The sequence below is a fragment of the Agrobacterium sp. CG160-95 genome (genome assembly GCF_053521725.1).
Genome location: NZ_JBNWDU010000001.1, coordinates 809,055 through 834,848, shown reverse-complemented (window position 1 = coordinate 834,848; position 25,794 = coordinate 809,055). Strand labels below are relative to the sequence as shown.

Sequence of the window (25,794 nt, the reverse complement as noted above, 5' to 3'; positions counted from 1 at the left end):
GAAATGCCAGCCTGATGTCCTGCGAAAGCCTCAACCGGCTGTCCGTTTAGCCGGCGGTTTCCGCATTGCTACGCCCGCATGGCCTCAGTTGGCAAGAACCCGCTGCGACGGAAAGGTAATTTCCACCAGCGTTCCCTCGTTCGGTGTCGAGGTGATGGAGAAGTTCGCACGGTTGGCGTCCACCATCGCCTTGGTCAAGGGAAGGCCGAGCCCGGTGCCATCGCCGCGCACGCGCTTGCCCGATGACGCCACCTGCCGGAACGGCTTCATGGCCTGTTCCAGCTCAGCCCGGGTCATGCCGATGCCGGTGTCGCGGATACGCAGCGCGACGCTGCCATTGGCCTCATAGGCGGTGGAAACCACGATCTGGCCGCCTGATGGCGTGAAGCGGATGGCGTTCGACAGGATGTTGAGCACGATCTGCTTGATAGAGCGCAGGTCGGCAACGATCTGTGGAACGGATTGCGAAAGCGCCGTGCGGATGATGACACGCTGATTGTTGGCCTGCGGTTGCACCAGCGAGACCGCCTCGGCCACCGTCTCGTTCAGCGGAACCGCGATGAAATCGACATCCATCTGCCCGGCTTCGATCTTGGAGATGTCCAGGAGGTCGTTGACGATATCGAGCACATGCCGGCCCGAACGTCCGATATCATTGGAATATTCCACATAACGCGGATGACCGATCGGCCCGAAACGCTCGGTCGCCATCATGTCCGCAAAGCCGATGATGGCGTTGAGAGGCGTGCGGATTTCGTGGCTGACACGCGCAAGAAAATCGGTCTTGTGCGCATTGGCGGTTTCCGCCGCGCGCTTGGCGTTGCGTAACTCTTCTTCCGTGCGCTTCCACTGGGTGATGTCACGGATGACCACGCAATAGCCGTGCGAGGATTTGAGCCGCCCGATCGTCATGAACAGCGGCAGAAAACCGCCGGATGCCTCGCGGCCAATCACCTCGCGGCCATCGTTCAGCACGCTGGCGACACCGTTATTGGCAAGGCCGGAAAGATAGTCCAGCACCGCGCGCTGGCTCTCATGCGCAAACAGGGTAACGAAGGGCTTTCCTGCGATTTCGCCATTGTCGTAGTTGAATAACGCACTGGCGGAGCGATTGAGCGAACGGATTTCGCCGTCGTCTCCCAAAAGCACCACGCCATCCGTTGCCGTTTCCAGAATGGAATGCAGTTCTTCGACTTCGCCCTGCAATACGGAAACGCTGCCTGTGTCGGCATTCGCGGTTTCGGCCGCTGACGTATTCTCGTTGGCTGCCGTAACCGGTGCCTGCTTTTCTTCCAGCGGAACCAGCGACAGCATCAGCGCCTTGGTGTCTTCCCAGCGGATGGACTGCAGCCGTGCCTTGACCGGAATGATGTCATTTTCGGCGCTGACGACGACCATGCCGCCTTCGTTATCAGGCATATCCTCAAGCTCCTGCCGTTGCAGCAGGGCTTCCAGTCCACCGACCTCGTCCAATTCATCAAGAGAGCCGTAGCCCGTCAGCCGCAGGAAATCCGGATTGGCATGGATCAGCCTGTCACCGGCATGCACCAGCAGTGCCACGGGCATCTGGTCCAGCGTTTCGGCGCTCAGCGCATCGGCGGGGCGCAGCGGTGGGCTAACCATCGCAGCGGCGATATCGGCCGCCGGTACCACCTCGGTGAAGGCGACTGTCTTTTCTTCGATCTGGATTTCATCGGCAGGCTTGTTAGTGGCCGCAGGACGTTCGCCGCGAACATAGTCCGCGAAGAGATCGTCTTCCTCAGCCGGTTCTGCGACATTAACGTCTTCTTCCAGCACGGGCGGCAGGTCCACCTGCGTTACCGCGTCGATATCGTCTTGGATATGCTGTGCATCGGGATCGGTAGAAGGAGCGTCTTCTTCCGCCTTCGGGCCTTCGTCTGAAACGGCATCTACGGGTGCCAGCGTCCGGCCGATTTCGCGGAAGGCGGCCTGCTCGCCTGCGGTCAGGCCCTCGCGGGAGCGCCAGCGGCGCTCTTCCAGATGGACGACCTTGTCGGAGTAGGTTGGCTCCGGCTCTGGTTTCGGGGTCGGTACGATTTCCAAGGCCGGCACTTCGAATTCCGGCGGGCTGTAATCGTGGGGCCGCTCTTCGTCCGAAATCTCGGCTGGCGCATCTTCAGCGGCCGGGGTTTCCTCATCGAGCTCATCGAGAAAAGCCAGCAATTCCTCGTCTTCATCCTCGGCAGCCGGCTGCGGCAAAACCTCAGTTTGAAGGGTGTCTTCGCCGTGCAGGAAGGTGAGGCCGGTAGCGTGCGGATCCTCTGCGGCATCGGCCAGCCGCACGATGCCGAAACCACGGAAACCGTCAAATTCGCGCGAGCGCGTATAGGTGGGAAGGGCGGCGAGATCGATCGGCACCATGAGAGACGTGCCTTCAACCGGCCAATAGATCGTCTTGCCAGACCAGGTATCACGGCGGCCGAGAAGCTCGCGAATCTTGCCTTCCGGATCGAGATTGAACAGTGCCGCCACATCGGCAAAACTCATGCCTTCGACAGCTGCCGCCTTCGCGCCCACAGCCTCCGCAAATTCGTGCGAGATCGAGCTGAAGCGGCCCTCGGCATCGATTTTCCAGACGAAACGGGATGCACGCGCACCGGCGTTGAAGACAAAAGGCCGGGGTTCGTCGGTCGGTTCCACGACCGCCGGGAGATCCTCTTCAACGGGTGCAGCGTCCTGCGCCGCTATTGTTTCAGCGACCTCATCTTCCGCCTCTGCGCGCTCCACGTCCGGGGCCTGTTCGGTATGGTCTTCGCTGGAAGCCTGACCAGCTGCCGGAACCTCTGCCTCATCCGCATCCAGTTCGAAGAGATCGGCAATATCGTCCGTCATAGCCGCATTCGCAGCCGTATCGGCATCCTCCAGCGGGACATCCGCCGGAGCATCCGTTTCTTCTTCTGCTGCAAGCAATGGCAGGACGGTTTCCTCATCCTGTTCCACCGTCACTTCGTCTTCGACGTCGGAAGGCAGTTCCGGCACGTCCTCCACATCTTCTATCCCGGCGACGGCGTCGAGCACGGAATCGAACGAGGCGGCCGTTGCGGCAACAGGCGCGGTCTCGGCAACCGGCAAAGCCGGTTGGGCGGCGGCCGGTGCTTCTTGCGGCTTGTCTTCGGCAAAGCCGTTAACGGGATCGAGTGTCCCGAGCGCGGTTTCGACCACGAACAACAGATTGAGTTCTGGCGATGTCGTGATCTGGCCGGCGGCGGCGGGCATGTAACCCTTGCCGGTCGGCACGGGCCGTTTGACGAGGTGGCCAGCCTGACCTGCGGCCATCCTAACCAGCGTCTTTGCCGTATGCGGCGTGATGCCGAGCGACGCAAACTTGGCCGAAGCGGCAACGACCTCGTTATCGCCATTGATGACAGCGATATGGATATCGGGATCGTCAAAGCCTTCAATCATGCGCCTTGCGCATTCCGCCGTGTCAGGTGCGGTCTGATCGGTGAGGGCGGAAAACAGAATAGCAGGCTGGCCCGGTTCGGCCTCGATGATTTCCGCCTTGGCGGTAACGGCAAGGCTGCGGAAGCCCGCATTGATACGAATGGTAAACGACAGGCTGTCGCCGGTCTTCGAAAGACGCGCCGCCGTCGCGGCCAGCTGCCGGAAGGTCACGTCCTGCCGTTTGGGCCCCTGTTCCAGAAAATCATAGACCATCGGCGTGCCGAACAGCGCTGCACCGCGCCCATTGGCCCAGAGCGCGCTCTGAAGATCGAGCGAGAACAAAGCCATCGCCTCGCCGCGCCCGAAACCTTCGCGCACCCGTTCATGCACTGCGATATCGATAAAGGGATACTGGACGGCGGGCATGTCGAAACCTATTCTGGCACTACCGGACCTTGCGAGGCTTTCGGCTTCCTCATGAAGCTGAAACGTAAACCCGCTGAGGCACCACGTTAACAGAATTTTAAATAACTTCACAGGGCGGCGCGGTCCACCGCCGCCTGAATGAATCGCCAAATAGAGTTAACATGAACAGGCCCGGCGAGACCCGTTCTGGCCCCGTTCCAGATTGCAAGCGGTATACCCGGCTATCGACTGTTGCCAGCTCTGGCGCCATGAAAACGGCTTGCCTTTCCAAGCCTTTTTTCGCAAAATTCGCTGAAGGACTTGCAAATAGCGAAAACACCTTTTATGTCACCCCCCGTGGCGCCGGTTCGGCGTTTGATGTGCGGTTGTAGCTCAGTTGGTTAGAGCGCAGGTTTGTGGCACCTGAGGTCGGAGGTTCGAGACCCCCCAACCGTACCATCTCCAATTTCCTAAAATTCCTGAAAATCATTGCAGCGATTTCAAACCCGATTTGGGTTATCGCAAACGCATGTCTTTGCTGCGCGTCGACTGTGCGGTTTCCTCCCTTCCAAAAACCATTTGGCTAAAATCTCTTGCGCTGGTATTGTCCGCCCAACGAAACCTTATGAAAGCCAGCAGCATAGCGTCTACGCTTGTGCGCGGCGAAATGGACAAGACAGTGATCGACCCCGGAAACGGCCCAAAGCCGTCGGAACAAGGGGCGTCGGTGGCAAACAAAGGGAAAGCGAAGCGATCCCGTCGTGGCAAGAAAAACAGGCGTGACGGTAAACCCCGTGACGTTGCTGTGCTGTTGCATGATGTTGCCGCGGATGTTCCGGCCGGTTCCCCCTATGTATCGGCTCTCGAGCCGGATGCCGAACCGCGCAAAAGAAAGCGGCGTCGGCGTTCCCGTGGCAAAGGCACCTCCCATCAGACGCCGCCTGCTGCCAGTGAACAGCCAGAGGCTGTCGTCGCAACGGATGCCACCAATCCATCCTCCGTGCCGCCTGCCGGTGGTCGCAAGTCGCGTAACCGCAAGCGGGCTCACCGTGATCCGCGCAGCCGCGATCCGCAGGGTCGCCCGCTGGTTCCCTCCCATGCGCCCCGACATGTCGGTAAGCAGAACGGTCGCGCCAATGGGACGGCTCAGGAACCGCACCGGCAACAATCCGAAATGTCCGCCCGTCACGGCGCCCGCCATCACGAGCATGGCTCCGAATTCGCAACGGACATGTATGCGGCGCTCGATCTCGGAACCAATAATTGCCGACTGCTGATCGCGCAGCCGACACGGCCCGGCCAGTTCCGGGTCGTCGATGCCTTTTCGCGCATCGTCCGGCTGGGCGAGGGGCTGGTATCGACCGGCCGTCTTTCAGACGATGCCATGGATCGCGCGGTGGAGGCTCTCAAGGTCTGCTCCTCGAAACTTGCTGGACGCCCGATCAGGCGTATGCGCCTCATCGCCACCGAAGCTTGCCGGGCAGCAACCAATGGCGAGGAGTTTCTGGAGCGGGTTACCCGGGAAACCGGGCTCAAGCTTGAGATCATCAGCCGCGAGACGGAAGCGCGTCTCGCCGTTTCGGGTTGCGCCTCCCTGGTCGGGCGTGAAGCCCGTTCGGTGGTGCTGTTCGATATAGGCGGTGGATCGTCGGAAATCGCGGTCATCAAGGTCGGCGAAAACCGTTCCAACCGGCTCGCCAACCACATCACCCACTGGACATCGTTGCCGGTCGGCGTTGTTACCCTCTCGGAACGCCATGGCGGCCGCGATGTGACGCCGGATGTGTTTGCCGCCATGGTGCGGGAAGTCGAAGGGCTGCTGGATGCCTTCCAGTGCCCGCCTCTGGCGCCGCTTGCGCATCACGAGGATTTTCACCTGATCGGAACCTCGGGTACGGTGACGACGCTTGCGGGCGTTCACCTCGACCTGCCGCGCTACGATCGCCGCAAGGTGGATGGCCTCTGGCTTTCAGATACCGAGGTGACGGCGATGCAGGACAAGCTTCTGGCATGGGATTTTGCCGGCCGCGCCGCCAATGCCTGCATCGGTCCTGACAGGGCCGATCTGGTTCTGGCCGGCTGCGCCATCCTCGAGGCCATTCGCCGTCGCTGGCCGGCGCGGCGCATGCGTGTGGCCGATCGCGGGCTGCGCGAAGGCCTGTTGACGGATATGATGGCGGATGACGGCGCATGGCGGCGTAACCGGATAAGGCGCATGCAGATGGCACGGCAGGACAGAACGGAAGGTTTGACATGAGCAAGGCGCCCACAAGCACCAATCGCACCGGCCGAAAGATCGGTCAGAAGGTCAAGAAGACCAAGCTCAAGGCCTCATCGCGCCGCTGGCTGGAACGTCATATCAACGACCCCTATGTGCAGCGCGCAAAGCTTGAAGGCTATCGCGCCCGCGCCGCCTTCAAGCTTCTGGAAATCAACGACAAGCACCAAATCCTGAAGGGCGCCACCCGCATCATCGACCTTGGTGCGGCACCCGGAAGCTGGTCGCAGATCGCTTCTAAGGTTACCGATTCCACGGAGGATGATATCCGCGTCGCCGCTATCGATTTTCTCGAAATCGATCCCATCCCCGGCGTGAAGATCCTGCAGCTCGACTTCCTCGATCCGACCGCACCGGACCAGTTGATGGAGGCCGTTGGCGGCACGCCGGATCTGGTACTGTCCGACATGGCGGCACCAACCACGGGCCACCAGAAGACGGACCACATCCGCACCATGCATCTTTGCGAAGTCGCGGCCGATTTCGCGGTTCAGGTGCTGGCGGAAGGCGGCCATTTCCTCGCCAAGACCTTCCAGGGCGGCACGGAAAAGGCATTGCTCGACATGCTGAAGAAGAACTTCAAGCAGGTCCTGCATATCAAGCCGGCGTCCTCGCGCTCGGAATCGGTCGAAATGTTCCTGCTCGCCAAGCATTTCAAGGGCCGGACAGCCGAAACGCAGTCCGTTATGCACGTGGATGAGGCGGACGAAGACTAATCACTCTGCCGGTTGCGAGACCTTGCCGCGGTGGCCGGAAACGGCCGCGCCCGCTTGCGCGTCCATGCGGATGATCGGCACGATTGCAAACAGCGAAACGAGCGCCACGATGGTGAAGGCAACGTGGAAATCGGCGAGCTGCAGATGCGAGCCGGATAACATGCTGCTGACTTCCAGGATGGCGGCTGCGAAAGCCACGCCGAGCGCAAGGCTGATCTGTTGCAGCACGGATGCCATCGAAGTTGCCTGACTTGCCTGGCTGTCGTCTATATCGGAATAGCTGAGCGCGTTGGATCCGGTAAAGAAGAAGGAACGGGCAAAGCCCGCCGTGACCAGGCAGATCATGATAAGTGGGTAAGGCGTTTCCGGCGTGAAGAAGCTGTTGGCGAGCGTCGTGAAGGCTCCGACGATGCCGGCTCCGATCAGCGTTGATCTGAACCCCGTTGCGGCAAAGACCCGCTTGGCCATGAATTTCGTGGTGATCGCGCCGATTGCCCCGGCAAAGGTGATCATGCCTGACTGAAACGGGTTGAGCCCGAAACCGATCTGCAACATCAACGGCATCAGGAAGGGAATGGCGCCCGTGGAAATGCGGAAGGCGGTGCCGCCAACGGTGGCCGCCCGGAATGTCGGGTTGCGGAAAATGCGGAAATCCAGAATGGGGGCAGGGTGGTTTGCCGCGTGGCGCACATAAAGAAAGCCGCAGATGAAACCGATGACCGTCGAGGCGATGCCGATGGCGGGCGGCAGTGCCGGAAGGCTGACTACCGACACGCCGAAAACCACGCCCGATGCTGCAAGACCGGATAACACGAAACCCTTGCCGTCCATCGGTGGCGGATTGGTGGTCTCGATTTCCGGCAGGAAGATCGTCGACAGCCAGATGCCGATGACGCCGATGGGCACGTTGATGAGGAAAATCCAGTGCCATGAAAAATAGGTGGTGATGAAGCCGCCGATCGGCGGGCCGGTCAGAGGCCCGACAAGCGCCGGTATCGTCAAAAGCGCCATGGCGGAAACCAGCTCGCTGCGTTGCGTCGTCCGCAGGAGGACGAGGCGGCCGACAGGCGTCATCATAGCCCCGCCCATGCCTTGCAGGAAGCGCGAAACGACGAATTCGAATACCGATGACGAGACTGCGCAGCAGATCGAACCGACGACGAAGACGCCGATGGCGAAACGGAAGATTTTCTTCGCGCCGTATTTGTCGGCCATCCAGCCGCTGATCGGAATGAAAATCGCCAGCGACACCATATAGGCCGTCAGTGCGAGCTTGAGCGTGATCGGACCCACGTGGAGATCGGCCGCGATGGCCGGAAGCGATGTGGCGATGACGGTGGAGTCCATCTGCTCCATGAAGAGAGCGACTGCCAGGATCAGGGGAATGATGCGGTTCATGAGGCTGCCTGCGGCTCTCCGCTGCGACAATGGTATCGCAGTTCCTCCTACGCCTGATGGGCCGACTTGCCAACACGTTAATTATCAATTTCTGAAGTTCCGATCAAACCTGCGTGAGGCCGGTTTTCTTGCAACTTTCTCGCTCTATTGTCCGTTGGGCAAAGTGACATTGGCGAGAATCGGGAGAAAAATGATGACTCAATCCTTGAGCATGAGCAGACGCGGCCTTATCGGTGTGGCGGGAGCAAGCGTTCTCGGCGCGCCGCTTCTGATGGCGCGCACCGCAACGGCGCAGACGAACCAGCCGCAAACTTCCATGGAGATTAAACACGCCATGCCGCCTGAAACCAATCGCTTCAAGCTTGGTAATTTCGAAGTGCTTGTCGTGAAAGACGGCGCGCGCGCCGCGCCCAATCCGGGCGAGACCTTCGGCACCGATCAGTCGGCGGAAACCGTCGGCAAGCTGCTGGAAGACAATTTTCTGCCTAAGGAGCAATTCGTCAATTCCTTCTCGCCGGTTCTCGTAAATACCGGCACGGACCTCGTGCTGTTCGACACGGGTTTCGGCGAGTCCGGCCGTGGCGCTGGTAATGGCCGTCTTATCGAAGGCATGGCGGCTGCCGGTTACTCTCCTGACGACGTGACCGTGGTGGTGCTGACCCATATGCACGGAGACCACATTGGCGGATTGATGGAAAAGGGCGCGCCGGCCTTCCCCAAGGCGCGTTATGTTTTCGGCCAGGCGGAATATGATTTCTGGACGGACGAGAAGCGGGTTGGCACGCCTGCCGAAGGCGGCCAGAAGGGCGTCATCGCCAACGTCAAACCGCTGGCGGAAAAGGCGACCTTCATCGGCGACGGCGCTGACGTGGTTTCCGGCATCACCGGCATTGCGGCGTTTGGCCATTCGCCGGGCCACATGATCTTCCGTGTCGAATCGGAAGGCAAGCAGCTGATCCTGACGGCTGATACGGCCAACCATTTCGTCCTGTCGCTGCAAAAGCCGGATTGGGAAGTGAAGTTCGACATGGACAAGGCGGCCGCCGCTGCAACCCGCAAGAAGGTCTACGACATGATCGCCACGGACCGGCTGCCGTTCCTCGGCTATCACATGCCTTTCCCGGCTGTCGGTTACGCGGAAAAGCTGGATACGGGGTACCGTTTCGTGCCGAAGTCCTACCAGTTCGACATCTGATGCATATCGCGCAAAAGCGTTAAGCGGTTTTGCGATAACGACATGCGTAAAAACAAGCAGTTAAAGCGCGTCGTGCGGAACAGGGATCCACAGGACGCTCTTTAACGCCTGCTGCAACGCAGCAACAGAATAAGCCCGGAAGGTCATTCCGGGTTTTTTCTATTTCCTTCCTGTCATGAACGTGTTACCAGCCCTCGCCAACTTCCAAGCAATCCTTGCAGGGCGCCGGGGTGAACTTTTCGTTCCGGGACGGCCACGCATTTTCATTATGAAGGAATTTGGTCATGGCACGCATCATTCAAACACCCACTGGTTTGGACGCTCTCACATTTGACGATGTGTTGCTGCAACCCGGACATTCCGAGGTTATGCCGGGACAGACGAATATCGCCACCCGCATTGCCCGTGATATCGATCTCAACCTGCCGATCCTCTCTTCCGCCATGGACACAGTCACGGAAGGCCGCCTTGCGATCGCCATGGCGCAGGCCGGCGGCATCGGCGTCATCCACCGCAACCTTACCCCCATCGAACAGGCCGAAGAAGTCCGGCAGGTAAAGAAGTTCGAGAGCGGCATGGTCGTCAACCCGGTCACCATCGGCCCGGATGCCACGCTGGCAGAAGCACAGGCTTTGATGAAGGCGCACGGCATTTCCGGCATTCCGGTGGTTGAAAACGGCGGTGCAGGCGGCCACAAGAATGGCCGTCTCGTCGGCATTCTGACAAACCGCGACGTGCGTTTCGCATCCGATCCGCAGCAGAAGATCTATGAACTGATGACCCGCGAAAACCTTGTTACGGTCAAGGAAAGCAGCGTCGATCAGCAGGAAGCGCGCCGTCTGTTGCACAAGCACCGCATTGAAAAGCTGCTGGTGGTGGATGGAAAGGGCAATTGCGTCGGCCTCATCACCGTCAAGGATATGGAGAAGTCGCAGCTCAACCCCAACGCCACCAAGGATGCGCAGGGCCGTCTTCGCGCCGCTGCCGCCATCAGCGTCGGTGCCGATGCCATCGAGCGCGCAGAACGCCTCATCGATGCCGGTGTTGACCTTCTGGTCGTCGATACCGCGCATGGCCATTCGCAGCGCGTGCTCGATGCCGTTTCGGTGGTCAAGAAGATGTCGAACTCCGTTCGCATCATCGCCGGCAATGTTGCGACCGCTGACGGCACCAAGGCACTGATCGATGCCGGCGCCGATGGCGTCAAAGTCGGTATCGGCCCCGGTTCCATCTGCACCACCCGTATCGTCGCCGGCGTTGGCGTTCCGCAGCTTGCTGCGATCATGGCCTCGGTCGAAGTGGCCAATGCTGCAGATATTCCTGTCATCGCCGATGGCGGCATCAAGTTCTCGGGCGATCTGGCGAAGGCTATTGCCGCCGGCGCCTCCGCCGTCATGATCGGCTCGCTTTTGGCCGGCACGGATGAAAGCCCGGGCGAAGTGTTCCTCTATCAGGGCCGTTCCTTCAAGGCCTATCGCGGCATGGGTTCCGTTGGCGCCATGGCGCGCGGCTCCGCCGACCGTTATTTCCAGGCGGAAGTGCGCGACACGCTGAAGCTCGTTCCGGAAGGTATCGAAGGTCAGGTTCCCTATAAGGGTCCGGTCTCCGGCGTCCTGCACCAGCTGGCCGGTGGCCTGAAGGCTGCCATGGGTTATGTCGGCGGCGGCACGATCAAGGAATTCCAGGAGCGCGCCACGTTCGTGCGCATTTCCAGCGCGGGCTTGCGCGAAAGCCACGCCCATGACGTGACGATCACCCGCGAAAGCCCGAACTACCCCGGCGCGGTTTGATCTTTCGAGCCGAATCCGCAACAACATAGTCTCAGTATTTGGCGCTCCCCGATTCATGCCGGATCGGGGAGCGTTATTGTGATTGGAGGAGAAAGCATGTCACCAACGACCGCAATGTTCTGGCCGATGATAGCCCATGCATTTCTCGTGTTCGTTCTTTACGCCCTACTGCTTTACCGCCGCAAAAAATACACGCTGACGGACCGTGATACCGCGCTCAGATATCGCGATACGGGACAGGAAGGGCGCGAAAGCTATCTGGTCAACCGAAACATTGCCAACCAGTTCGAGCTTCCGGTTCTCTTCCACCCCGTCTGCCTGCTGCTTTATATTACCGACGCGGACAATATCGTTACCGTCGTTCTGGCCTGGCTGTTCGTGATTTCCCGTTATGCGCACTCCTTCGTTCACGTCACCAGCAACCGTCTGCGTTATCGTGCGCCATTGTTCGCGATTGGTTTCGCGCTTCTCGTCTGCCTCTGGGGCTGGCTCGCCATCTGGTTGGCGCTGGAGTGAGATGGCACCGTAAGGTTGCTTCATAAGTGAGACAATCGCGCCTCTAAAATGCTGCGATTTGCGATGGGTCAATTCCGTGACGCCCCATCCCCGGTAGTCTCTGCCTCGCCGTCGACAATTTCAGGCGAGCAGAGATTAGGGAGTATGTCATGGCTAAAACAATGAAGGCCGCGGTTGTCCGCGCATTTGGCAAACCGCTGACCATCGAGGAAGTGGCGATACCGGATCCCGGCCCGGGTGAAATTCTCATCAATTACAAGGCGACCGGCATTTGCCACACGGACCTGCACGCCGCAACGGGCGATTGGCCGGTCAAACCCAATCCACCATTCATCCCCGGCCATGAAGGCGTCGGCTACGTCGCCAAGATCGGCGCTGGCGTGACCGGCATCAAGGAAGGCGACCGCGCCGGCACGCCGTGGCTTTATACCGCCTGCGGATGTTGCATTCCGTGCCGTACCGGCTGGGAAACTCTTTGCCCAAGTCAGAAGAACTCGGGTTATTCCGTCAATGGCAGCTTTGCGGAATACGGGCTTGCCGATCCGAAATTCGTTGGCCGACTTCCCGACAATCTGGAATTCGGCCCCGCTGCACCCGTGCTCTGCGCCGGTGTCACCGTCTACAAGGGTCTCAAGGAAACCGAAGTGAGGCCCGGCGAATGGGTGGTCATATCGGGCATTGGCGGGCTTGGTCATATGGCCGTGCAATATGCCAAGGCCATGGGCATGCATGTCGTTGCCGCCGATATTTATGACGACAAGCTGGAGCTTGCGAAAAAGCTGGGCGCGGATTTCACCGTCAACGGTCGGGCGCCGGATGCGGTGGAACAGGTGCAGAAGGCGACCGGCGGCGTCCACGGCGCGCTCGTGACGGCGGTTTCGCCCAAAGCCATGGAGCAGGCCTACGGTTTCCTGCGCTCCAAGGGCACGATGGCACTTGTTGGCCTGCCGCCGGGCTTCATCTCCATTCCGGTTTTCGAAACGGTGCTGAAGCGCATCACGGTGCGTGGCTCCATCGTCGGCACGCGGCAGGATCTGGAGGAGGCGCTTTCCTTCGCTGGTGAAGGCAAGGTAGCCGCTCACTTCTCCTGGGACAAACTCGAAAACATCAACGACATCTTCCGTCGCATGGAAGAGGGCAAGATCGACGGCCGTATCGTCGTGGACCTTGCCGCCTGAGACAGATGACCAGCGGCGGCGCTCACGCAAAAGTGTGCCGCCGCTTGTTCACCGGGCGACGATCTGCGCTATCCTCCCTGTGCATCTGCGCGTTCAGGGAGAAGAGAGCGATGGACGACAAGCCGAAGATTACGCAGGCCATGATCGACGCTTACGATGAATATACCCATCTCAGCCTCGATCGCCGCAAATTCATGGAAAAGCTCAGCCTGCTTGCCGGGTCCGGCGCAGCTGCTGCCGCAATCGCGCCGCTTCTTTCGGCCAACAGCGCCCGTGCGGCAATCGTCGCGCCTGATGATGCGGGTATCGTTGCGGAAGAGGTGACCTATCCCGCCCCCGGTGGCGAGATGAAGGGCTATCTCGTCACGCCGAAATCGGTTTCCGGCCCCATTGGCTCGGTCATCGTCATCCATGAAAACCGGGGCCTGAACGACCATATCCGCGATGTGGCAAGACGCGTGGCGCTTGCGGGGTTCAGGGCGCTTGCGGTTGATTTTCTGTCGCCGCAGGGCGGCACGCCTTCGGACGAGGATAAGGCACGGGAGATGTTCAGCGGCCTCGATATGGACGCAACAGTCGCCAATGCCGAAGCCGGTCGGGTGTGGCTCGCTGCAAGGCAGGGTGCGAACGGCAAGGTTGGTGCGGTCGGTTTCTGCTGGGGCGGCGGGCTGGTCAACCGGTTCGCCACCAAATCGGCAGGCCTGAATGCCGGTGTTGCCTATTACGGCCAGCAACCGCCGGCGGCCGATGTGCCTGCTATCAAGGCGCCCCTGCTGTTACAGTATGCCGGTCTGGATGAGCGCATCAATGCCGGTATCGACGCGTATAAAAAGGCGCTGGAGGAAAACGGCAAGACCTTCGAAATCTTCGTTTACGACGGCGTCAACCACGCCTTCAACAACGATACATCCTCGGCGCGATACGACAAGGCCGCGGCCGATCTCGCCTGGGGCCGGACGACGGAGTTCTTCAAAAAATATCTGGCGTGATGGGGTTTTGGTCCGCTGTGGCGGACAACCCCTGAAATCCCGCTCTAGACGCCGCCAGCCCCGCGTTTCAAATGCTCATCAAGCCGGGGCATGATCTCAACGAAATTGCAGGGCAGGTGGCGGTAATCGAGCTGGGCTTTGAGAATACCGTCCCAGGCATCCTTGCAGGCGCCGGGAGAGCCGGGCAACACGAAGATGAAGGTGGCGTTTGCCACGCCGCCGGTCGCCCGTGACTGGATGGTGGCGGTGCCGATCTTTTCATAGGAAATGCGATGGAAGATGGCGGAAAAGCCGTCCATGCGCTTTTCGAACAGGGGTTCCAGCGCCTCGGGTGTCACGTCGCGGCCTGTAAAGCCGGTGCCGCCGGTGGTGATGACCACATCCACGCTCCCGTTGAGCGTCCAGTCGCGCACGGTGTTGAAAATAGCAGCCTTGTCGTCTGCCACGATGGCGCGAGCGGCGACCTTGTGTCCGGCTTCCTCTATGCGTGCGACTAGCGTGTCGCCGGACTTGTCATTCTCAAGCGTGCGGCTGTCCGAAACGGTCAGAACCGCGATGCCGAGGGGAATGAAGGGTCTTTCGCCTGCCATGGCCTTATCCTCGAATTGTGTTGTCTTCGGATGGTCCGCGTCGCCTGAAAATACCAGCCGGGGCGCTTGTTTCGAAGCGATGTTTCCGCTTTTCGGGCGGCCTCGAAGGAATGAAATAATCCAAAACAGGTGGCACCCGAACCGGACATGCGCACAAGGGAAGCACCTTCCTGCGACAGCATGCCGGCGATTGCGCCGATCTCCGGCAGGAGCGCCTTGGCGGGGACTTCCAGATCGTTTCGGCTTTGCGCCAGAAAATCCATCCAGCCGCCTTCTTTGCGCTCCGGCAGGGGCGGGTTGGCCTTGTCGAGCAATCGCCGAAAAATCTCCGGCGTCGAGACCGCTTTCAGAGGGTTGGCCAGCACCAGAAAGAATTCCGGCAGATCGGAGACCGGCTCGATATCCTCGCCGATACCTCGTGCGATGAGTGGGCGGCTTTCAAGGCACATCGGCACGTCAGCGCCAAGCGCAAGCGCGATGGGTGCGAGATTTTCAGGAACAATCCTGGCATTCCAGTGCCGCAACAGCGCCCGCAGTGTCGCTGCCGCATCCGCTGAGCCGCCGCCAATGCCGGAGGCGACTGGCAGGTTCTTTTCGAGATGGATGGCAACCGGGCGTGCCGATTGACCTGCCGCCACAAGCGCATCACGCAAAAGGTCTCTGGCACGGACGACGAGATTGTTGCCGCCATCGCCTGCCCGCAGCAGATCGCCAAACGGGCCGGAGATGGAGAAAGTGTCGGCATCGGCATCGCGAACATGGATCGCGTCGCCTGCTTCGGTGAAGGTCACCAGCGTCTCGAGCAGATGATAACCATCTGCCCGCTGACCGGTTACATGCAGTGCCAGATTGATCTTGGCCGGGGCCGCCTCGGTTGTTTCGACAGCCCCGGTAATGTCATCCGCGCGCATGTCGCGTCAGGATTTCTTGTCCGGGGCAGGGGCAACAGGGGCCGGTGCTGGCGGAGCCGGCGGCTGCGGCGCGGCCTCCTTCTTGGCGGTGTTTTCGGCGTCCTTTTCCAGCGGCGGCAGGCCGTTGGCAATCTTTTCCTTCACCTTGGCCTTGTCCAGATCGTCATTGTCGCCAATCAGCGCGCGGTTCCACTGATACACGGCCTCGATCTTGCGGCCGACACGCCAGTAGGCATCGCCCAGATGATCGTTGATGGTCTGATCGCCGGCCTTGAGCTCGATTGCCCGCTCCAGTTCGGTGACAGCCTGGTCAAACGCGCCCAGCCGGAAATGCGCCCAGCCAAGCGAGTCGACGATATAGCCGTCATTCGGCCGAAGCTCGACCGCGCGGCTGATCATCTTCATCGCTTCGTCGAGGTTGATACCCTTGTCCACCCAGGAATAGCCGAGATAGTTCAGCACCTGCGGCTGTTCCGGGTTGAGTTCGAGCGCACGCTTGAAGTCCGGCTCGGCCTTGTCCCATTCCTTCAGGCGCTCATGGGCGATGGCGCGCTGGAAGAACACGGTCCAGTCCGACTTCTGCGGCACGGCACCGATCACCTCGACAGCCTTGTCGTAGTTTTCGGCCATGGCCTTGTAGTCCTTGGCGTCGGAAAGCACGCTGCCATAGGCGAGGTAAGAACGGATATCCTTCGGATCGGATTGCAGCAGGGATTGCAGGTGGTTGCGCGCTTCCTCCACCTTGCCCGTCTGCGCCAGCGTCAGCCCGAGCTGCAGCTCGGAGATGCGGTGCATCGGCGAATCCTTCGGCACGTCGCGGTAGAAGGCGATGGCGCGGTCGGGCTGTTTCATCGCCTCGGCAAGTCCGCCGAGAAGGATCAGCGTATCGGCGCTTTGCGGATCGAGCGCCCGCGAGGTCTGAAGGTAAAGCGTGACGATCTCTTCGGCACCTTCGCGGTTCAGCGCACCCGCGATGGAAAACATCACGGAAGCCGCGCCTTCAACGGCATTGGTGATCTGCTGCGGCGGCTTCTCGCCCTTCTCGATGGATTGGCGAAGCGCTTTGAGCGGCGCATAGTTCGGCGCAAAAGTGTCGCCGACCGCAATTGCGTCCAGCGCCTTCTGCTTGTTGCCGGCTGAAGCCTCCAGCCGTGCAAGCGCCATCACCGCGCGCATATAGGTGTCGGAAGCGGTTGCCCCGCCTTCACGATCCGTCACGGCCTCATTGAGGCTCTTGCGGGCAGCATCTGTGTTGCCGGAGACAAGGGCGATCGCCGCGGCATTGTATTTCTGGAAAATCGAAATCCAGCCCGGACCCTTCATGTTGTTGACGAGGGCCAGCGCTTCCTTGGGCTTGCCTGAACCGGCGCGCGCCCATGCCGTCAGAAGCGTGTTGACCATGCGGTCGAGATCGTTCGGGCCGGTATATTTCAGGATTTTCTCGGCTTTGACGAATTCCTTGTCCTTGATGGCGTCGAGGCCGCGCACGATGGTCGTCACGCGTTCGACGGAGGTATCGTCCTTCATCGAATCGGCAATCTTGGCGCCAGCCTCGAAATTGCCGCTCAACAGTTCGGCGATCATCAGGCGCTGGCGGATTTCCGAATTGGCCGGATCGAATTCCAGCGCCTTCTTGTAGAGCGAAATCGCGGTGGGGTAATCCTGATCGACATCGGCATTGCGCGCGGCAAGGAATGCGCCGGAGAAGGTATTTACCTTGGCAGGATCGAAAGTAACGGCCTTGGCTTCCGTTTTCGTCTCCGCAAAGCCGGGGCTTGCACCCGCGCCAAGTGCGAGAGCGGCGGCAAGAGCCGCGCTGCAGAGAAGACGAAGTGCTGGTTTACGCCGCATGAGGGAACCTTTGCCTTTGTGCAGAAGCACGGAAAAATCAGTTTCCATTGTTTGGTCACGATAGAATGGCTTTTTTGAAGCAACCCCGCAAGAAATTATGGCCCGCGCCACAATCTCCCCTTGCGGGACACCCAGTCCGAAACAGCGGCGGACGGTCTTGTCCATCCGCCGTTTGCCTGAGGCCTCCAGCGTCAGTTGAGACGCTCGATGCAGAAGTCGATGACTTCCAGAAGCGCGTTTTTCCACGGGCTTTCCGGCAGCGGTGCAAGCGCATCGCGGGCAATGGTGCCGTAATGCGTGGCGCGGCCGATCGTATCGCCAAGACCGTTGTATTTGGTGATGAGACCGAGCGCTTTTTCGAGGTTCTCGTCGCTGCTTTCACCCTTTTCGATGGCGTTGCGCCAGAAGGCGCGCTCATCCTGCGTGCCGCGGCGATAGGACAGGATGACCGGCAGGGTTATCTTGCCCTCACGGAAATCGTCACCCGTATTCTTGCCGAGATCGGCGGATTTGCCGCCGTAATCCAGCACGTCGTCAACGAGCTGGAAGGCGAGGCCGAGATTCATGCCGTAGGATTTCAGCGCGCTGCGGCTTGCCTTGTCGGTTTTGGCGACGATGGGGCCAACTTCCGCGGCCGCTGCAAAAAGGGCGGCCGTCTTGGCACGAATCACCTGCAGATAATCGTCCTCGGTCGTTTCCATGTTCTTGGCGACCGAAAGCTGCAGCACTTCGCCCTCGGCGATGACGGAAGCGGCGGTGGACAGCACGTCGAGCGCATCCAGCGAGCCGACGTCCACCATCATGCGGAAGGCCTGGCCGAGCAGGAAGTCGCCGACGAGAACGCTTGCCTGGTTGCCCCAGATGGTGCGGGCGGTGGACTTGCCACGGCGCAGATCGCTTTCATCCACCACGTCGTCATGCAGCAGCGTCGCCGTGTGCATGAATTCCACGCTGGTGGCGAGCTTGATATGGTGGTCGCCCTCATAACCGAACATCGAGGCAGAGGCCAGCGTCAGCATCGGCCGCAGGCGTTTGCCTCCGGACGAGATCAGATGGTTGGCCACCTCAGGTATCATCTGGACATCGGAACCGGCTCTGGAAAGGATAAGCTGGTTCACCCGTTCCATGTCGGCACGGGTCAGGTCGACAAGCGGCTTGACGGATGCGAGTTTGTTTTTGCTTTCTTCAAGCGGTATGACGACGCCCAAGGGACAGGACTCCTGTTCGAATTTGAGTTCGACAATAAAAACTGGCGCCTGTCGCGGCAAGGGGCGAATTGCCGCTAGCCATTCAAAAAAATGGGAATTTGGGGCTTATCCATGCGTGAACTGATCCGTACCAACGATGCCGTGCTGTTATCCTTCGCCGAAAGCCTGATGAAGGATGCTGGCATCCATTGCCTTGTCGCCGATCAGGCAATGAGCATTCTGGAAGGTTCGCTCGGTCTTTTGCCCCGCCGGTTCCTGGTGGAGGAAGACCGCGCCGGTGAGGCCCGCCGCATTCTCGTGGATGCCGGTCTGGGCGACGAATTGCGCAACGAAGAGGCGTAAACGAACGTGGGCGGCGAGATTTCGGAAACTTTGGATGCGTTTCACCGGGGCCGTTTTCACATTCTCCAGCCCAAGGGCAGGGGGCACCGCGCCGGCATGGACGCCATGCTTCTTGCCTCGATGGTGGCGGACGAGCGCGCCTGCCGCATAGCCGATCTCGGCGCGGGGGCGGGCGCGGCAGGTTTTGCTGTCGCCACGCGGCTTGAAAAGGCCGAAGTGACCCTGTTCGAACGTTCGCCGGAAATGGTGGAATTTGCCTGCCGCAGCCTGGCATTGCCGGAAAATGCCGCTTTTTCCGCCCGTGTCAGCGTGCGTGAGGCCGACGTGACACTGCGTGGCAAGGCGCGCGTCGAGGCCGGACTGCCGGACGGGCATTTTCACCACGTCATCATGAACCCGCCCTATAATGATGCAGGCGACCGCCGCACGCCCGATGCGCTGAGGGCTGAGGCCCACGCCATGACGGAGGGCCTGTTCGAGGACTGGATCAGGACCGCAGGTGCTATCACGGTTCCAGGCGGGCAGCTTTCCCTTATTGCACGGCCGCAATCGGTGGCGGAGATCATTGCCGCGTGTGGCAGCCGTTTCGGCGGCATCGAGATCACACTCATCCACCCACGCCCCGGTGAGGACGCGGTGCGCATGCTCGTAACGGCGATCAAGGGCTCACGGGCGCGGCTGTCGTTCCGGGCGCCGCTCGTCATGCACGAGACCGGCAGCCATGCCTTCACGCCCATCGTGGATGACCTGAATAATGGCCGCACCGCCTATCGCCGTAATGTAAAGGCAATCGGGCCTGGCCTATAAATTCGCCGTTCCTCCGGCCGCAAACCATTGTGTTTTGCAGGGCAATACATACATCCGTGACGAACAGGCAAATGCTGCGAGGAGTGAATTGTGGGTTTTCTGAAGTATCTGGTGCCGAAGCGCTTTCGCAAAAAAGAACTCGTCATCCCGGTTGTGCGCATGCATGGCGCCATCATGGCTGGCGGCAACCAGTTCCGCCCCGCTCTCAATCTTGCCTCCTATGCACCGCTGCTGGAAAAGGCCTTTGCCATCAAGGACGCGCCAGCTGTCGCCATTTCCGTGAATTCTCCCGGTGGCTCGCCGGTGCAGGCGCGAATGATCTATAATCGCATCCGCCAGCTTGCCGAGGAAAAGGACAAGAAGGTCCTGATCTTCGTTGAGGATGTGGCGGCCTCCGGTGGCTACATGATCGCGCTTGCCGGCGACGAGATCATCGCCGACCCCACCTCCATCGTCGGATCGATCGGCGTCGTTTCCGGTGGTTTCGGTTTCCCGGAAATGTTGAAGAAGATCGGGGTGGAGCGCCGCGTCTATACGGCCGGCGAGAACAAGGTCATCCTCGATCCCTTCCAGCCGGAAAAAGCGGGCGACATCGAATATCTGAAGTCGCTTCAGGTCGAAATCCACAATGTTTTCATCGATATGGTCAAGATGCGCCGCGGTGCAAAACTGAAGGGCGATGAGACGGTCTTCTCCGGCCTGTTCTGGACCGGTATGCGTGGCCTTGATCTCGGCCTGATCGACGGCTTGGGCGACATGAGGGAGGTTCTTCGTCGCCGTTACGGGACAAAGGTCAAGCTTCAGCTCGTCACCGGTGGGCGCTCGCTGTTCGGCAAAAAAGTGCCGGGCGTGAATGCGGCACTCGGCCTCAATGCCGAAAGGCTTGCGGCAGGCGCCGTCTCGGGACTTGCGGAAGTTGCCGAAGAAAAGGCATTGTGGTCGCGTTTCGGTCTATGATGTCGCAGGAATAGGGCCTTATGGCGCAGCTTATTACAATTGTTCTTCTGGTGGTGGGATCCGTCATCCTCTACCGCCGCTTCGTTCGCGATGCGGAAAAGCTTTCGGCAAAATCGAAGCAGCGCGAAAAGGAACGCGAAACCGGCGCCATCGGCACGCTGATCAAGGATCCCGAAACCGGCGAATACCGCGTGAAGCGTGAGGATGAGACGTAAGCCGGTGTCTCCACGCATAAATCCTTGACCCCTTCGCCATGCCGTGGCACCAGTCCGCATCCGAAGTAAGTCAGTGCTTACTTATCCTCACAACGCCGCGATGACTGCAATGACCGATATTCCAGACCATATGAACCCCAAGCGTTCCTTTCAGGCGCTGATCCTGACGCTGCACAATTACTGGGCCGACAAGGGCTGCGCGGTATTGCAACCCTATGATATGGAAGTGGGCGCTGGTACGTTTCATCCGGCAACGACGCTGCGCGCGCTGGGCCCGAAGCCATGGAAGGCTGCCTATGTGCAGCCCTCGCGCCGGCCTTCTGATGGTCGCTACGGTGAAAACCCCAACCGTTTGCAGCATTATTACCAGTATCAGGTCATTCTGAAGCCCAACCCTTCCAACCTTCAGGAACTGTATCTCGGTTCGCTGAAGGCCATCGGTCTCGATCCGCTGCTGCATGATGTGCGCTTCGTCGAAGACGACTGGGAAAGCCCGACGCTCGGCGCCTGGGGTCTCGGCTGGGAGTGCTGGTGCGACGGTATGGAAGTGTCGCAATTCACCTACTTCCAGCAGGTCTGCGGCATCGAATGCTCGCCGGTCGCTGGCGAACTGACCTACGGTCTGGAGCGTCTGGCCATGTATGTTCAGGGCGTCGACAATGTCTACGATCTCAACTTCAACGGCCGCGAGGGTGAAGAGAAGATCTCCTATGGTGACGTCTTCCTGCAGGCCGAGCAGGAATACTCCCGCCATAATTTCGAATTTGCCGACACCGGCATGCTGCATCGCCATTTCATCGACGCGGAAAAGGAATGCCTGGCGCTTCTCGCCGCGGGCGCGCCGGGTGATGATGATAATCAGCGCCTGCATAAATGCGTGTTCCCGGCCTATGACCAGTGCATCAAGGCAAGCCATGTCTTCAACCTGCTGGATGCGCGCGGCGTGATCTCGGTGACGGAACGCCAGAGCTATATCCTGCGCGTGCGCACGCTGGCAAAAGCCTGCGGCGAAGCCTTCCTGCTCACGGATGCGGGCGGGTTGAACTGGAACAGGGCCGCCTGAACCTTTATGTAAGGCGGGGCAACAGTCTAACGTGCGGGTGCCGTTGCGGCGCTTGCGCCTCTTGAGGAGGGGTCGGGAATGTTCATCACGCTGGTAATCGTCGCGGCAATCGCGCTCTATGTCGTCTTCATCTATAACGGCCTCGTCAAGGCGAGGCAGATGAAGGAAGAGGCGTGGTCGGGCATCGACGTGCAGTTGAAACGCCGCGCCGATCTCATTCCCAATCTCATCGAGACCGTGAAGGGCTACGCGGCGCATGAAAAAAGCACCTTCGAAGAGGTGATTGCCATGCGCAACCGGGCCCAAGCCGTGCCGGCTGGCGATGTCGAAGGCCGCGCCCAGGCGGAAGGCATGCTGTCGCAGGCGCTCGGCAAGCTCTTTGCGCTGGCTGAAGCCTATCCTGATCTGAAAGCCAACACGAACTTTCTGGAATTGCAGCGCTCGCTGGAAACCATCGAGGGCGAACTGCAGATGTCGCGCCGTTATTACAATGGCGCCGCGCGCGATCTGAACGTCAGGGTGGAAAGCTTCCCATCCAATCTGATCGCCGGCCAGTTCGGTTTTGCCAAGGCGCCTTATTTCGAGATCGAAAACCCGGCAGACCGTGCCGTGCCGACCGTGAAATTCTAAGGTGACCGTTCCCCGGGGCCAAATCCTCCCGCCGACATTCCTGTATCCCGGCTCTCTGCCGCATTCTTTGACAAGACGACGATCATGATCGAACTGACCATCACCCCGCCCGGCCACCCGCTTTCCGGCAAGGTAGAGCCGCCCGGCTCCAAATCCATCACCAACCGCGCGCTTCTGCTGGCTGGCCTCGCCAAGGGAAAAAGCCGCCTAACCGGCGCGTTGAAGAGCGACGATACGCTCTATATGGCCGAAGCCCTGCGCGCCATGGGCGTTAAGGTGACAGAACCTGACGCCACGACCTTCGTGGTGGAGGGTACAGGCGTGCTTCAACAGCCGGAAAAGCCGCTTTTTCTCGGCAATGCCGGCACAGCCACGCGGTTCCTGACTGCGGCTGCAGCACTGGTGGATGGCGCCGTCATCATCGATGGCGACGAGCACATGCGCAAACGCCCGATCATGCCGTTGGTGGAAGCGCTGCGCGCCCTCGGCGTCGAAGCGGATGCGCCGACCGGCTGCCCGCCAGTTACCGTGCGGGGCAAGGGCATGGGTTTCCCGAAGGGCAGCGTCACAATCGACGCCAACCTCTCCAGCCAATATGTGTCGGCACTTCTGATGGCGGCCGCCTGCGGCGATAAGCCTGTCGATATCATCCTCAAGGGCGAGGAAATCGGCGCGAAGGGTTATATCGACCTCACCACATCAGCCATGGAAGCTTTCGGTGCGAAGGTGGAGCGGGTCAGCAACGCCATCTGGCGCGTACATCCGACCGGCTATACCGCGACCGATTTCCATATCGAACCGGATGCATCCGCCGCCACCTATCTCTGGGGCGCGGAGCTTCTTACCGCCGGTGCGATCGACATCGGCACGCCCGCCGACAAGTTCACCCAGCCGGATGCCAAGGCCTATGAGGTCATGGCGCAGTTTCCGCATCTGCCCGCTGAAATCGACGGTTCGCAGATGCAGGACGCCATTCCGACCATCGCCGTTCTCGCCGCGTTCAACGAAACGCCGGTACGTTTCGTCGGCATTGCCAATCTGCGTGTGAAGGAATGCGACCGTATCCGTGCCGTCTCGCTCGGCCTCAACGAAATCCGCAACGGTCTGGCGCATGAGGAAGGCGACGACCTGATCGTGCATGCCGACCCGGCGCTGGCGGGCCAGACGGTCGATGCCTCCATCGATACTTTTGCCGATCACCGCATCGCCATGAGCTTTGCGCTCGCGGCTCTGAAGATCGGCGGCATCGCCATCCAGAACCCTGCCTGCGTTGGCAAGACCTATCCGGGCTACTGGAAGGCGCTCGCCTCGCTCGGCGTCGACTATACCGAAAAGGAAAGTGCTGCCGAGCCGCAGCACTGAAACCGGCTGGAGGAGACCGCCCCGTGAAGACCATCGCCGCAAGACTTCTCGCGCTGCTTGTCTTCCTGGGCGCGACCTGCCCGGCCTTTGCGGAAGAATTCATCCGCTCCTATCATTCCGTCGTCGAGGTTGCGAAGAGTGGCGAACTGACGGTGACGGAAACCATCACCGCCCGTGCTGAAGGTCAGAACATCAAGCGCGGCATCTTTCGCGATTTCCCGCTTTATGCGCTGGATGCGAATAACCGACGCACCAAGGTGGATTTTAACGTCGTTTCCGTGGAGCGCGATGGCGCGCCGGAGAACTGGCGCACCGAGAATATCGATGGCGGCATCCGCATTTATACCGGCAGCGCCGACCGTTTTCTTCCGACCGGCGAGCATATCTTCCAGATCACCTACACCACCGCCCGGCAGATCCGTTATTTCAGCGACTATGACGAACTCACCTGGAATGTCACCGGCAATGGCTGGCAGTTTCCGATGGGTGAGATTTCCGCCACCATCACTTTGCCACAGGGCGTGAAGGCCACCGATACTGCCGTTTTCACCGGTCCACTCGGTGCCAAGGGCAAGGATGCGCGCATTTTGAGCGAAGGCAACGAGGTTTTTTTTGCCTCTACCCGCCCGTTTTCAGTGGGCGAAGGCATGACAGTTGCCGTGAAGTTACCGAAGGGCGCCATTGCCGCCCCCGACTCCTCCCAGGAGGCAGGTTGGTGGCTACGTGACAATCTCGCCATCCTGATTTCGGGAGGCGGGCTTTTCGCAGTGCTGCTCTATTATCTGCGAGCATGGTTCGCGGTCGGCCGTGATCCGGCCAGGGGTGTAGTTGTGCCGCGCTGGGATGCACCGGAGGGGCTGTCGCCGGCTCTGGTCAATTACGTTGATAACAGGGGTTTTTCCGGCGCAGGCTGGACAGCGCTGTCCGCCTCGGCACTTGATCTGGCGGTCAAGGGTTATGTCGTTCTGGAGGATCTGAAGAACTCCATCGTCATCCGCCGCACGCAAAAGCAGGCTGGGGCGGAGTTGCCGAGCGGGCAGAAGACGCTGTTGTCCTCCATCGGCGGTCCGGGCGAGACGCTCACCATCGACAAGGCGCATGGAACGGAAGTCGAAAAAGTCGGCAAGCAGTTTCGCGCGGCGATAGAGAAAGAGCACCGCGGCAAATATTACCGCAGCAACGCCGGTTACATCGTTTTCGGCATCTTCTTCAGCGTCGCCATCATCGTCGCGACGCTGGTGTTCGGTGATCTCGATGAAAGCGCCATTGCCGCCGTGCTGGTCTTCGGCTTTTTCGCCTTCTTCTTCAGCATCCTGTCGATCGGCATCGGCCGACAGTTTTCGCGTGGCGCGTCGTTGAGCAAGCGCATCGGCGGCATCGTTATGCTGGCCTTTGCCGGTTTTGTGGCTTTCTCGGTCATTGGCGGCATTGCCACGCAGATCCTGCTGGATGTGACGCATGACACCAAGTCGCTGGCGCTGGCCGCCATCGGCGGCATCGTGCTTACCAACGCGCTGTTCCTGTTCCTGATGGGTGCGCCGACGCCGCTCGGCCGCAAGCTGATGGACGGCATCGAGGGCCTCAGAACCTATCTGACGCTGGCGGAAAAGGACCGGATGAATATGGCGGACGCCCCCGCCATGTCGCCGCAGCATTTTGAGACATTGCTGCCCTATGCGGTCGCGCTCGGCGTGGAAAAACCCTGGAGCCGCACCTTCGAGACCTGGCTCGCGACAGCCGCCGCTGGTGCCGCCACGGCAAGTTATGCGCCCGGCTGGTATTTGGGCAGCAATTACGGCAGCTTCGGAGACCGGATTGGTGGGTTCTCCACTTCCATGGCGAATACAATCGCTTCCACCATTCCCCAGCCTGTCAGCTCATCTTCCTCCAGCTTTTCAGGTGGCGGTGGCGGTGGTTCTTCCGGTTCGGGCGGCGGCGGCGGTGGTGGTGGCGGCTGGTAACGTCCGCCGGCGGTAATTTAACCGATA

The 25,794-nt window shown here is 60.3% G+C and carries 20 protein-coding genes, 1 tRNA gene and 1 pseudogene; 16 read left to right on the top strand and 6 right to left on the bottom strand.

Annotation, left to right across the window (positions count from 1 at the left end):
- Nucleotides 1–84: 84 nt before the first annotated feature.
- Complete coding sequence (locus ACQZ63_RS04175; protein WP_448799089.1) at nucleotides 85–3,831, bottom strand: ATP-binding protein; 3,747 nt, start codon at nucleotides 3,829–3,831, stop codon at nucleotides 85–87.
- Nucleotides 3,832–4,192: 361 nt separating this feature from the next.
- Here ACQZ63_RS04175 and ACQZ63_RS04170 point away from each other — a divergent pair.
- The 3 genes from ACQZ63_RS04170 to ACQZ63_RS04160 all read left to right on the top strand — a co-directional run bounded on the left by ACQZ63_RS04170 (nucleotide 4,193) and on the right by ACQZ63_RS04160 (nucleotide 6,804).
- Nucleotides 4,193–4,269, top strand: a tRNA-His gene (locus tag ACQZ63_RS04170).
- Nucleotides 4,270–4,435: 166 nt separating this feature from the next.
- The gene (locus ACQZ63_RS04165; RefSeq protein ID WP_162763581.1) at nucleotides 4,436–6,067 is read left to right on the top strand and encodes a Ppx/GppA phosphatase family protein; all 1,632 of its coding nucleotides are present in this window, start codon (nucleotides 4,436–4,438) and stop codon (nucleotides 6,065–6,067) included.
- A complete protein-coding gene (locus ACQZ63_RS04160) occupies nucleotides 6,064–6,804 on the top strand; it encodes an RlmE family RNA methyltransferase (protein WP_003515161.1) in 741 nt (246 codons plus the stop codon). Before ACQZ63_RS04165 ends, ACQZ63_RS04160 begins: the two co-directional genes overlap by 4 nt.
- On the opposite strand, the gene ACQZ63_RS04155 is transcribed toward ACQZ63_RS04160, so the two are convergent.
- Nucleotides 6,805–8,202, bottom strand: a complete 1,398-nt coding sequence (locus ACQZ63_RS04155) for an MDR family MFS transporter (protein WP_003515163.1) — start codon at nucleotides 8,200–8,202, stop codon at nucleotides 6,805–6,807.
- A gap of 193 nt (nucleotides 8,203–8,395) precedes the next feature.
- On the opposite strand from ACQZ63_RS04155, the gene ACQZ63_RS04150 reads away from it, so the two are divergent.
- From ACQZ63_RS04150 to ACQZ63_RS04130, 5 genes are all read left to right on the top strand, one after another.
- Complete coding sequence (locus ACQZ63_RS04150; protein ID WP_025592523.1) at nucleotides 8,396–9,397, top strand: MBL fold metallo-hydrolase; 1,002 nt, start codon at nucleotides 8,396–8,398, stop codon at nucleotides 9,395–9,397.
- Between the two features lie 284 nt (nucleotides 9,398–9,681).
- Nucleotides 9,682–11,187 (top strand): IMP dehydrogenase, encoded by a 1,506-nt coding sequence (guaB, locus tag ACQZ63_RS04145; protein ID WP_003515165.1) that lies wholly within the window; start codon nucleotides 9,682–9,684, stop codon nucleotides 11,185–11,187.
- A 114-nt stretch (nucleotides 11,188–11,301) separates the two neighbouring features.
- On the top strand, nucleotides 11,302–11,703 hold the full coding sequence (locus tag ACQZ63_RS04140; RefSeq protein ID WP_003515166.1) for an MAPEG family protein: 402 nt from the start codon (nucleotides 11,302–11,304) through the stop codon (nucleotides 11,701–11,703).
- 149 nt (nucleotides 11,704–11,852) lie between these two features.
- A complete protein-coding gene (gene adhP, locus ACQZ63_RS04135; protein ID WP_003515167.1) occupies nucleotides 11,853–12,881 on the top strand; it encodes an alcohol dehydrogenase AdhP in 1,029 nt (342 codons plus the stop codon).
- A 110-nt stretch (nucleotides 12,882–12,991) separates the two neighbouring features.
- Entirely contained in the window at nucleotides 12,992–13,870 is an 879-nt protein-coding gene (locus tag ACQZ63_RS04130; RefSeq protein ID WP_065661349.1) for a dienelactone hydrolase family protein, read from the top strand.
- Nucleotides 13,871–13,914: 44 nt separating this feature from the next.
- On the opposite strand, the gene moaB is transcribed toward ACQZ63_RS04130, so the two are convergent.
- The 4 genes and pseudogenes from moaB to ACQZ63_RS04110 all read right to left on the bottom strand — a co-directional run bounded on the left by moaB (nucleotide 13,915) and on the right by ACQZ63_RS04110 (nucleotide 18,430).
- Nucleotides 13,915–14,460 (bottom strand): molybdenum cofactor biosynthesis protein B, encoded by a 546-nt coding sequence (moaB, locus tag ACQZ63_RS04125; protein WP_113555491.1) that lies wholly within the window; start codon nucleotides 14,458–14,460, stop codon nucleotides 13,915–13,917.
- A 29-nt stretch (nucleotides 14,461–14,489) separates the two neighbouring features.
- A pseudogene (locus ACQZ63_RS04120) lies at nucleotides 14,490–15,371 on the bottom strand (4-(cytidine 5'-diphospho)-2-C-methyl-D-erythritol kinase); the annotation flags it as partial.
- A gap of 6 nt (nucleotides 15,372–15,377) precedes the next feature.
- Nucleotides 15,378–17,222: a tetratricopeptide repeat protein gene (locus ACQZ63_RS04115; RefSeq protein WP_013635516.1), complete on the bottom strand. Its 1,845-nt coding sequence runs from the start codon at nucleotides 17,220–17,222 to the stop codon at nucleotides 15,378–15,380.
- 191 nt (nucleotides 17,223–17,413) lie between these two features.
- A complete protein-coding gene (locus ACQZ63_RS04110) occupies nucleotides 17,414–18,430 on the bottom strand; it encodes a polyprenyl synthetase family protein (protein ID WP_026330625.1) in 1,017 nt (338 codons plus the stop codon).
- Nucleotides 18,431–18,541: 111 nt separating this feature from the next.
- Here ACQZ63_RS04110 and ACQZ63_RS04105 point away from each other — a divergent pair, with 111 nt between their 5' ends.
- The 8 genes from ACQZ63_RS04105 (at nucleotide 18,542) to ACQZ63_RS04070 (ending at nucleotide 25,767) form a co-directional block, all read left to right on the top strand.
- Nucleotides 18,542–18,772, top strand: a complete 231-nt coding sequence (locus ACQZ63_RS04105; protein ID WP_003515173.1) for a putative signal transducing protein — start codon at nucleotides 18,542–18,544, stop codon at nucleotides 18,770–18,772.
- A gap of 6 nt (nucleotides 18,773–18,778) precedes the next feature.
- On the top strand, nucleotides 18,779–19,579 hold the full coding sequence (locus tag ACQZ63_RS04100) for a tRNA1(Val) (adenine(37)-N6)-methyltransferase (protein WP_013635518.1): 801 nt from the start codon (nucleotides 18,779–18,781) through the stop codon (nucleotides 19,577–19,579).
- Nucleotides 19,580–19,666: 87 nt separating this feature from the next.
- Nucleotides 19,667–20,536 (top strand): S49 family peptidase, encoded by an 870-nt coding sequence (locus tag ACQZ63_RS04095; protein WP_448799108.1) that lies wholly within the window; start codon nucleotides 19,667–19,669, stop codon nucleotides 20,534–20,536.
- 20 nt (nucleotides 20,537–20,556) lie between these two features.
- Complete coding sequence (locus ACQZ63_RS04090; RefSeq protein WP_003515179.1) at nucleotides 20,557–20,751, top strand: NfeD family protein; 195 nt, start codon at nucleotides 20,557–20,559, stop codon at nucleotides 20,749–20,751.
- Between the two features lie 100 nt (nucleotides 20,752–20,851).
- Nucleotides 20,852–21,814, top strand: coding sequence for a glycine--tRNA ligase subunit alpha (locus ACQZ63_RS04085; protein ID WP_013635520.1), 963 nt, complete (start codon nucleotides 20,852–20,854; stop codon nucleotides 21,812–21,814).
- Nucleotides 21,815–21,892: 78 nt separating this feature from the next.
- A complete protein-coding gene (locus ACQZ63_RS04080) occupies nucleotides 21,893–22,444 on the top strand; it encodes a LemA family protein (protein WP_113555490.1) in 552 nt (183 codons plus the stop codon).
- A gap of 84 nt (nucleotides 22,445–22,528) precedes the next feature.
- Nucleotides 22,529–23,806 (top strand): 3-phosphoshikimate 1-carboxyvinyltransferase, encoded by a 1,278-nt coding sequence (locus ACQZ63_RS04075; RefSeq protein WP_080799348.1) that lies wholly within the window; start codon nucleotides 22,529–22,531, stop codon nucleotides 23,804–23,806.
- 23 nt (nucleotides 23,807–23,829) lie between these two features.
- Nucleotides 23,830–25,767 (top strand): DUF2207 domain-containing protein, encoded by a 1,938-nt coding sequence (locus tag ACQZ63_RS04070; RefSeq protein ID WP_113555489.1) that lies wholly within the window; start codon nucleotides 23,830–23,832, stop codon nucleotides 25,765–25,767.
- Nucleotides 25,768–25,794: the final 27 nt, after the last annotated feature.